The organism is Streptomyces sp. JW3 (assembly GCF_052216785.1).
Classification (GTDB): Bacteria; Actinomycetota; Actinomycetes; order Streptomycetales; family Streptomycetaceae; genus Streptomyces.
On sequence record NZ_JBQOUX010000035.1, the window covers coordinates 59128 to 67982 of the forward strand.

An 8855-nucleotide genomic window follows, 5' to 3' on the forward strand; every position below is an offset into this window, starting at 1 on the left:
CACGGCGGTGGCGTCGGCACGGTCATGCATGGCCGGTACTACGGCGGTGGCGTCGGCGGGATCATGCACAGCCGGGACCACGGCCGTCGCGTCGGCGGCGTCATGAACGGCCGGCATCACATCCGTGGCGTCGGAAGCAGTACCGCTTCTGTCACCACCGGCACCGTTCCCGTCCCCACCGACCCCCGCCCGCACCCCGACGTCTCTGCGGAACCAGGACCCCGCGCTCCCCGTCTCCGGAAGCTCCCGCGTCGCCGACGCGGCCTCGGGCCACCCCGGTTGGGCGTCTTTCTGCCAGTTTTCCACGCGCCGCACTTCCCCCCAACGAGCAGGTACCGGGTGCGCCGCGACTCCGAGCACCTGCCGAGCGAACCAGGCCCCCACCGGGTTCGAGCGCCCCCATTACCACACAGTGCTCAGGTGACGAATGTAGCGCACAGGCAGACGGTGTGTCGGCCAGGTGCCGATTGTTGAGACGCCCACACCCCGCCCACACCCCAGCGTCAGACCGTCATCACCTCCGCGTCACTGTCCGGAATCCATCCCTCGGCGGGCCGCCGCAGCCACCCTTCCGCCGCGGCGAGCGCCCGCGCCGCCCGCCGCAGCGCCCGCAACCCCGGATGCACCAGCCCCTTTCGCCAGACCAAGGAGACCGGCGACAGCGGCACCGGATCGACCAGCGGCCGCACCACCGTCGCCGGCATGGCCGGAAACCCCGTCACGGCGAGCACCGGGTGCCGCGTCTTCGCCATCAGCCGTTCGAACTCCTCTTCGCCGACCGCAAGCGGGGCCGGGGGCGCCAGCGCGATGCCGCGTCCCTCGAAGAGGCGACGGGCGAGGTCGGTCCACTCCGGCGTACGGTCGTTGCCGGCCCCGGCGTACACCGTCTCGCCCGCCAGCGCGGCCACCGGCACCTGAGCCAGCGGCGCCAGCGGGTGGTCCACGGGCAGCAGCACCGCCATCGCCTCGTACCGCACCGGCTGCTGCTCCAGACCGGCCCGCAGCGCCGGCGCCAGACCGGCGAACCGTCCGAAGGAGACGTCCAGCCGCCCCGCGAGCAATTCGGCGGCGGCCCAGGTCAGCCCGCTCTCGTAGCGGGCCATCAGCTCCAGTTCGGGGACGAGCGCGCGGGCCCGGTGCAGTACCCGGCGGCCGGTGGCCAGCCCCGGCGAGTTGAGGTCCACCAGCAGCGGACGGGCCGGCCCGAAGGCGGCCAGCAGGTCGTCCTGCGCCTGGAGCACCCGGCGGGCGTACGGCAGCAGCCGCGCACCGTCGGCGGTGAGGGTCACCTGCCGGGTGGAACGGACGAACAGCTCGGCGCCCAGCTCCCGTTCGAGCCGCCGCACGTCCCGGCTGAGCGCCTGCTGGGCGACGTAGAGCCGGTGTGCGGCACGGGTGAAGTGGAGTTCCTCGGCGACGGCGACGAAGCCGCGCAGCAGGCGCGGATCGAGGTGACTGGGAACGGGCATCCGGCGAATCTACAACGAGAGTGCGTGAATCGGTGCGCGGAAGGTGTTGGACCCCACGGCCGGCGTCGGGCGACGGTACTGCCCATGCCGCAACCGACCGCGCCCCGCACCCCCGACCGCCCCGACCACCCCGCCCCCGTCCTGATGGCCGTCACCACCGACAGCCTCGTCACCGCCGACAGCCTCGTCACCGCCGACCTCCGCCCCCGCACCCAGACCTGCTCCCGCCCCCACACCCGGGATCGCCCGCCCGGCCCGTACCGCCGGCTCCTCGCCGTCCCCGGCGCCCGCGCGTTCACCGCCGGGAATCTCGTCGCCCGGCTCCCGCAGGGCATGTTCAGCGTCAGCGCGGTCGTCATGATCGCCGGGACCCGGGACTCGTACGCCCTGGCCGGCGCGGTCGTCGCGACCGGGCTGGCGGTGTCCACGGTGGTCGCCCCGCTGATCGCCCGGCTCGTCGACCGGCACGGGCAGGCCCGGGTGGCGCTGCCCGCCGCCCTGGTCGCCGTCCTCGGCTCGCTCGCCCTGGTGCTCTGCGTCCGCCGGGGCGCCCCGGACTGGACCCTGTGCGCCGCCCAGGTGGCCACCGCCGCGACCCCCAACACCGGCGGCATGGCCCGAGCCCGCTGGAACCACCTGCTGCGCGGCGACCCGGCCGCCCTGCACACGGCCAACTCCTTCGAACAGGCCACCGACGAGCTGTGCTACCTGCTCGGCCCGGTGCTGGCGGCCTTCGTCTGCACGGCGTTCTTCCCGGAGGCGGGCACGCTGGTCGCGGCGGCGCTGCTGCTGGGCGGCATGCTGCTGTTCACCGCCCAGCGCGCCACCGAACCGCCGGTCCGCCCCCCGGCGTCCGCCGGGAAGGCCCCGCTGCGCGCCCCCGGCATCCCCCCGCTGCTCGCGGTGTGCCTGGCGACGGGCGCGGTGTTCGGGTCGATGGAGGTGGTCACCATCGCGTTCGCGGACGCGCAGGGCCACCGGTCGGCCGCCGGTGCGGTACTGGCGTTCCAGGCGGCCGGTTCGGGCGTGGCCGGGCTGCTGTTCGGGACGCTGCGACTGTCCGGGCCGGCCCGCACCCGGCTGCCCTGGTGCGTCGCGGCGATGACCGCCCTGCTGACCCTGCCGCTGCTCGCGGCGGCCGGCACCGGATCACTGCCGCTGCTGGCCGGCGCCCTGCTGCTGGCCGGGATGGCGACCGCCCCGACGATGGTCACCACGATGACCCTGGTCCAGCAGCGCACCCCCGAGGGCCGCCTCAACGAGGGCCTGACGCTGGCGGTCACCGGCCTGCTCGGCGGCATCGCCGGCGGCAGCGCGCTCGGCGGCTGGACGGTGGAACACCTCTCCGCCACGGCCGGCTACGGCATCCCGGTCACCGCCGCCGCGGTGGCGCTGCTGCTGGCCCTGGCGGCGGCGGCCGGCTCCCGCGGGCCCCTGGAGCCGCGCCTGGCCCATTGACGCCGACACACCCGGCACCGCCGGCGGCAGCGCACTCGGCACCACCGCGGCACCGCACTCGGCGGCTGAACGGTGGAACACTCGGCCGCCATGGCCGGCTACGGCCGCCGCGACGACCCTGCTGCCGGCACCGACGACGACACCCGGCCCCCACGCACCGCAACCGCCGCGCCCGACCCATTGACGCCGGTGCCCACCGCGCCTACCTTCCTCCGTCCAAGCGCTCCGACCCAAGCGCTCCGACGCCCCCGGAGGAACCGACCATGCCGGCAGCCCGCTGATGGTCAGCATCACCGACGTGGCCCGCCGGGCCGGCGTCTCCCCCAGCACCGTCTCCTACGCGCTCAGCGGCAAGCGCCCGATCTCCGCGGGGACCCGGCGGCGCGTCGAGGCGGCCGCCCGCGAACTGGGCTACCGCGCGCACCCCGGCGCCCCCACCGGCGTACTGGGGCTGCTGCTCCCGCTGGGTCCCGGGGCCGGGCCGCCGGACCCGGCGGGCCGCGCGCTGTCCGTGGTCACCGCGGCCCGCGCGCACGGCCACGACGTACTCCTGATCACCCGCGACTACGACGGCCTCGCCCGCGAGGACGGCGACCGCACCCGCGAGGACGACGGCCGCACCCGCGACGGCCGCACCCGCGAGGACGACGACCGGGCCGCGCACCGCATGGCGGACGCGCTGATCGTGACCGATGTGGGGCTGCGCGACCCCCGGCTGCCGGCGCTGCGCGGCCGCCCCGCCGTACTGCTCGGTCTGCCCGCCGAACCGGCCGGGCTGACCTGCGTCGACCTGGACTACCGGGCGGCCGGTGAGCGGTGCGCGGTGCGGCTGGCGGAGCTGGGGCACCGGGTGGTGGCGTTGGTCGGCGCGGCGCCGGAGGTGTACGCCAGGGGGACCGCGTCCGCGCACCGGGTGGTCCGGGGCTTCACGGCCGCCGCCGCCCGCGCCGGGCTGACCGCGTCCGTGCACCCGAGCGCCACCGGGCCGGACCGGGCCCGGGACACGGCCGGACGGCTGCTGCGGCTGCGCCCGGCGCCCACCGCCGTGGTCGTCCACAACGAGCCGCTGCTGGCCCCGCTGATCGACGCCTTCGAGCGGCTCGGCCGCCGTATCCCCGACGACCTCTCCGTCGCCGCGATCTGCCCGGACGAGGTGGCCCTCGCGCCCCGGTCCCCGGTCACCTCGGTCACGGTGCCGACCGCCGAGCTGGGCGCCCGGGCGGTGGCCCTGGCGGTACGGGAGATCAGCGGCCCCGCCGCACCCGGCGTACACCTGCTCCCGCCGCGTCTGACCGAGCGTTCGAGCACTGCCCCGGCATGACGAAGGCCCCGCCGCCCGAGGGCGACGGGGCCTTGGCCCACATGGGAATTGTGGAGATGGCGGGAATCGAACCCGCGTCCAACGGTGCGGAATCAGGGCTTCTCCGTGTGCAGTCCGCTTCGATTTTCTCAGCCCCGGAGATCACGCGGACAAGTCTCCGACGGGCTCAGTCACTGTTTGGTTTCCCTCTTCACCCCGTGACCGGGATCAAGGTTTAGTCCCCTAGCTGATGCCAGGATCCGGGTCGGGAACAGCCCCGGGCTGACACTCCCTTAGTAGGAGGCTCGCTTCGCTACCTGAGATCAGGCAGCGAGGGCGAAGGCCTGCTGGGAGGAATCGCGCTTGGTGTTGGCGATTATTTTTTTCGGCCTGTGGTTTACGAGATCATGGCCGCTTCCTCGACACGCTTCCCCTGCTTCGACAGCCGCTGTCGAAACCGATCATCCCCATGTTGCTGTGTTTAATTTACAACAGTTCAAGCAGCGCACCGTCCAAGCGGTGCAGGTGCCATCGTACGTGACCAACGCACGACCGTGCCAGCTTATTCCGGCGGCTCAGCCCCGCTCCCGGCGCTTGATCGCCGAGATGGTCCGCTCCGCCTCCCGCCGGTCCTGCTTCTCGCTCAGCGTCTGGCGCTTGTCGTACTCCTTCTTGCCGCGCGCCAGGGCGATCTCCGCCTTGGCCCGGCCATCCTTGAAGTACAGGGCGAGCGGGATGATGGTGTGCCCGGTCTCCTGCGACTTGGCCTCCAGCTTGTCGATCTCCTCCCGGTGCAGCAGCAGCTTGCGCTTGCGGCGCGCGGAGTGGTTGGTCCAGCTGCCCTGGTGATACTCGGGGATGTGGGCGTTGTGCAGCCACGCCTCGCCCCCGTCGATCTGGACGAACCCGTCGGTCAGCGAGGTCCGGCCCTCCCGCAGCGACTTGACCTCGGTGCCGCTGAGCACCATCCCGGCCTCGTAGGTGTCGATGATCGCGTAGTCGTGCCGGGCCTTCTTGTTCTGGGCGACGATCTTGCGCTTGCCGCCCTTCTCGCCGTCCCGGCCCTTGCCGCCCCCGCCGCCGCCCTGCTTGGGCTGGGACTCCTTCGGTACGTACATTCCCTTGCTCATAGTCCGCCCATTTTCGCACTACGCAGGGGGGCCGGGGGAAGTCGATTACCTGACCGGCGCGGTCAGCGCCCCAGACCGCTCAGCAGCGCCGCCGCCCGGTCCACGGCGCCGGTCCGGTCCGGGTCGATCTCCAGGTCCGGGGTGATGCCGGTGCCGTCGACGCCGCGCCCGGAGGGGGTGCGGTAGTGGCCGACGGTCAGTTCGGCCACCGAGCCGCCGGGCAGCCGGCTCGGCATCTGCACCGAGCCCTTGCCGAAGGTGCGGGAGCCCACCACGACCGCCCGGCCGCGGTCCTGAAGGGCGCCGGTGAGCAGCTCGGCCGCGCTCATCGTGCCGCCGTCGACGAGCGCGACCAGGGGCCTGGCGGTGTCGCCGCCGTCCTTGGCGTGCAGGGCGCGCTGGTCGCCGTCGATGTCGTAGGTGGCGACCAGGCCGCCGTCGAGGAAGGCGGAGGCCGCGGTGACCGCCTCGGTGACCAGCCCGCCGGAGTTGCCGCGCAGGTCGAGGACGACACCGGCGCCGGACGGCGTGTCGCGGACGGCGGCGCGGACCCGGTCGCCGACGCCCTTGGTGAAGGAGCTGATCCGCACGACGCTCGCGCCGCTCGCCAGCCGGCGCACGGTCACCGGCTGGGTGCTCAGGCTGGCCCGGCGTACCGTCTCGGTCCACGCGCGGGTGCCGCGCGCCAGGCCGAGCCGGACGGTGCTGCCGGCCGCCGCGTCGGTGGCGTCGCCGCGCAGCAGCGAGACGACCTCGGTGACGGGCCGCCCGTCGACCCGCTCGCCGTCGACGCTGCGTAACCGGTCCCCCGCGCGCACCCCGGCCGCGGCGGCGGGCGAGCCGGGCCGGACCTTCGTCACCTCGATGGCGCCGCCGCGCTCCCGGCGCGCGGACAGCCCGACGCCGGTGTACCGGCCGTCGAGGGCCTCCTCCAACTCCGCGTACTCGCCCTGGGAGTAGACCGAACCCCAGCGGTCGCCGCTGCGGCTGACCGCGCGCTCGGCGGCCTCCACCGGGGACTTGCCGTCGGCCATCGCCTCGGCGGCCGCCCGCGCCACCTCCCGGTCCGCGCCGGCGGCCGCCGCCGGCCCGGCGGGACCGGCCGTACGGGCCGCTCCGGACGTTTCGCCCGCCGCGTTCCGGTCGGCTCCGGGCAGCGAGCCGGTGGCCGCGCCGGCCACCAGAACACTGGCGAACACCAACGTCAGGGCGGCCCCGTGGCGGACGCGGCGGGGCGGGCAGAACAGGTCTCGACCTGACATGCCGGTGAGTGTAGGACACGGCGAGAGGGCCGCACGGGAGCTTGCCCGTACGGCCCTCTTGTCGTGCGTCACACCTTCAGGTACTTGCGCAGCGCGAAGAACGCGGCCAGCGCCGGCATCAGCACACTCGCGGCCAGGATCAGCGGCAGCTTGGTCAGGACGGCGTCCCAGCCCACGAAGTTGATGAGGGTCAGCTTGTTGGACAGGGCCATGCCGTGGTCGATGGTGAAGTACCGCCCCACGACCAGGAACACGCACGCCAGGCCACCGCCGATGACGCCGGCCACGGCGGCCTCCATGATGAACGGCGCCTGGATGTAGAAGCCGGAGGCGCCGACCAGCCGCATGATGCCGGTCTCGCGGCGGCGGCTGAAGGCGGAGACCCGCACCGTGTTGACGATCAGCAGCAGGGCGACGACCAGCATGAGGACCATGACGCCGAGCGCCGCGCGGTTCATCAGGTTCAGCAGCTCGAAGAGGTTGTCCAGGATGCCCTTCTGGTCCTGCACCGACTGCACGCCGTCCCGCCCGTCGAAGGCGGTCGCGATCACCTGGTACTTCTCCGGGTCCTTGAGCTTGATCCGGTACGACTCCTGCATCTGGTCCGGCGTCAGGGAGCTGGCCAGCGGCGAGTCGCCGAACTGCTCCTTGTAGTGCTTGTACGCCTCGTCCTGCGACTCGTACGTCACGTCCTGGACGACCGACATCTCGTCGAGGTCGGCGAGGATCTGCTTCTTCTGGTCCTCGGTCACCGCGCCCTTGGCGCAGTTGGGATCGGACTCGGCGTCGCTCTTGTTGCAGAGGAAGACGGAGACGTTGACCTTGTCGTACCAGTAGCCCTTCATGGTGTTGACCTGGTCGCTCATCAGCAGCGAACCGCCGAACAGGGCCAGGGAGAGGGCGACGGAGACGATGACCGCGAAGGTCATCGTCAGGTTGCGGCGGAGACCTACACCGATCTCCGAGAGGACGAACTGGGCGCGCATGGCGTCTGCTTATGCCTTTCCGTGGATGCCGGGCGGCTGGGTGTCTCGGTGCTAGTGCTGGTAGCCGTAGACACCGCGCGCCTGGTCGCGGACGAGGCGCCCCTTCTCCAGCTCGATGACGCGCTTGCGCATCTGGTCCACGATGTTCTGGTCGTGCGTCGCCATGATCACGGTGGTGCCCGTCCGGTTGATCCGGTCGAGCAGCTTCATGATGCCGACGGAGGTCTGCGGGTCGAGGTTGCCGGTGGGCTCGTCGGCGATGAGCAGCTTGGGCCGGTTGACGAAGGCCCGCGCGATGGCCACGCGCTGCTGTTCACCGCCGGACAGCTCGCCCGGCATGCGGTCCTCCTTGCCGCCGAGCCCGACCAGGTCGAGCACCTGGGGCACGGACTTGCGGATCTCGCCGCGGGACTTGCCGATGACCTCCTGGGCGAAGGCCACGTTCTCGCCGACCGTCTTGTTGGGCAGCAGACGGAAGTCCTGGAACACCGTCCCCAGCTGGCGGCGCATGTGCGGCACCTTCCAGTTGGACAGACGGGCCAGGTCCTTGCCGAGGACGTGCACCTGGCCGTGGCTCGCCCGTTCCTCGCGCAGGACCAGCCGCAGGAAGGTGGACTTACCGGAGCCGGAGGACCCCACCAGGAAGACGAACTCGCCCTTCTCCACCTCCAGGGAGACATCCCTGAGGGCGGGGCGGTTCTGTTTGGGGTAGGCCTTGGAGACGTTGTCGAATCGGATCACGGGTGCACCACGGGTAGCCGGGGGTAGATGAGCGTGACCATACGCGAAGTGGGTATGGGCCCGCAGTCACCGGTCGGGGTTGCGTCATGGTTGCGCGTTATGTCCGCGTTATCTGGGCGGGCGGTGCGTACACCGTCCTCGGCGGGAGCACGCGCAGCGACGCGCGGAACCTGGCACAGTGGAAGGGGAACGTTCGCGGTGCCGCGGGCGTTGTGGGTAGGTGGAGACCGGTGCTAGGAGGGCGAGCGCATGACGTACGACCGGTTGGTGTGCGCGAACTGCGCGGCGCCCGTGAGCGAGGGCCGCTGCCCGGTGTGCCGGGCGAACCGCGAGCGGATGCAGCAGCAGAACGGCTTCCTCGCGGGTCTGACCCCGATGACGCTGGTCGCGCTGGCCGTGCTGCTGGTGGCGGCGGTAGCCCTGCTGGCCCACCAGACCGCCTAGCGGGCCCCAGGAGAGCAGAGCAGAACGGCCGAGGGGCCCGGAGCGCCGTACGTACGCTCCGGGCC

General features: G+C 72.7%; 8 protein-coding genes and 1 other RNA gene. 3 read left to right on the forward strand and 6 right to left on the reverse strand.

What is annotated here, in order from left to right; all coding sequences use genetic code 11:
- Positions 1 to 503: 503 nt before the first annotated feature.
- Complete coding sequence (locus ACTT8P_RS16660; protein ID WP_442832422.1) at positions 504 to 1469, reverse strand: LysR family transcriptional regulator; 966 nt, start codon at positions 1467 to 1469, stop codon at positions 504 to 506.
- An 84-nt stretch (positions 1470 to 1553) separates the two neighbouring features.
- Between ACTT8P_RS16660 and ACTT8P_RS16665 the strand changes: the two genes are divergently transcribed.
- Positions 1554 to 2927, forward strand: a complete 1374-nt coding sequence (locus tag ACTT8P_RS16665) for an MFS transporter (protein ID WP_442832423.1) — start codon at positions 1554 to 1556, stop codon at positions 2925 to 2927.
- Positions 2928 to 3207: 280 nt separating this feature from the next.
- Positions 3208 to 4248 (forward strand): LacI family DNA-binding transcriptional regulator, encoded by a 1041-nt coding sequence (locus tag ACTT8P_RS16670; RefSeq protein ID WP_442832424.1) that lies wholly within the window; start codon positions 3208 to 3210, stop codon positions 4246 to 4248.
- Between the two features lie 48 nt (positions 4249 to 4296).
- Here ACTT8P_RS16670 and ssrA read toward each other — a convergent pair.
- The 5 genes from ssrA to ftsE form a co-directional block, all read right to left on the reverse strand.
- Positions 4297 to 4696: a transfer-messenger RNA gene (gene ssrA / locus ACTT8P_RS16675) on the reverse strand.
- 106 nt (positions 4697 to 4802) lie between these two features.
- Positions 4803 to 5345, reverse strand: coding sequence for an SsrA-binding protein SmpB (gene smpB / locus ACTT8P_RS16680; protein ID WP_442832429.1), 543 nt, complete (start codon positions 5343 to 5345; stop codon positions 4803 to 4805).
- Positions 5346 to 5419: 74 nt separating this feature from the next.
- A complete protein-coding gene (locus tag ACTT8P_RS16685) occupies positions 5420 to 6619 on the reverse strand; it encodes a S41 family peptidase (protein ID WP_442832425.1) in 1200 nt (399 codons plus the stop codon).
- 68 nt (positions 6620 to 6687) lie between these two features.
- Positions 6688 to 7605, reverse strand: a complete 918-nt coding sequence (gene ftsX, locus ACTT8P_RS16690; protein ID WP_361159884.1) for a permease-like cell division protein FtsX — start codon at positions 7603 to 7605, stop codon at positions 6688 to 6690.
- Positions 7606 to 7656: 51 nt separating this feature from the next.
- Complete coding sequence (gene ftsE, locus ACTT8P_RS16695) at positions 7657 to 8346, reverse strand: cell division ATP-binding protein FtsE (RefSeq protein ID WP_215166898.1); 690 nt, start codon at positions 8344 to 8346, stop codon at positions 7657 to 7659.
- Positions 8347 to 8595: 249 nt separating this feature from the next.
- Between ftsE and ACTT8P_RS16700 the strand changes: the two genes are divergently transcribed.
- The gene (locus tag ACTT8P_RS16700) at positions 8596 to 8790 is read left to right on the forward strand and encodes a hypothetical protein (protein WP_442832426.1); all 195 of its coding nucleotides are present in this window, start codon (positions 8596 to 8598) and stop codon (positions 8788 to 8790) included.
- Positions 8791 to 8855 lie beyond the last annotated feature (65 nt).

Excerpts from the sequence above, each read along its gene's own strand:
- ACTT8P_RS16700 (WP_442832426.1), top strand. The coding sequence starts at position 8,596 with ATGACGTACGACCGGTTGGTGTGCGCGAACTGCGCGGCGCCCGTGAGC.
- ftsX (WP_361159884.1), bottom strand. The coding sequence starts at position 7,605 with ATGCGCGCCCAGTTCGTCCTCTCGGAGATCGGTGTAGGTCTCCGCCGC.
- ACTT8P_RS16685 (WP_442832425.1), bottom strand. The coding sequence starts at position 6,619 with ATGTCAGGTCGAGACCTGTTCTGCCCGCCCCGCCGCGTCCGCCACGGG.
- ACTT8P_RS16670 (WP_442832424.1), top strand. The coding sequence starts at position 3,208 with ATGGTCAGCATCACCGACGTGGCCCGCCGGGCCGGCGTCTCCCCCAGC.
- ACTT8P_RS16665 (WP_442832423.1), top strand. The coding sequence starts at position 1,554 with ATGCCGCAACCGACCGCGCCCCGCACCCCCGACCGCCCCGACCACCCC.
- smpB (WP_442832429.1), bottom strand. The coding sequence starts at position 5,345 with ATGTACGTACCGAAGGAGTCCCAGCCCAAGCAGGGCGGCGGCGGGGGC.
- ACTT8P_RS16660 (WP_442832422.1), bottom strand. The coding sequence starts at position 1,469 with ATGCCCGTTCCCAGTCACCTCGATCCGCGCCTGCTGCGCGGCTTCGTC.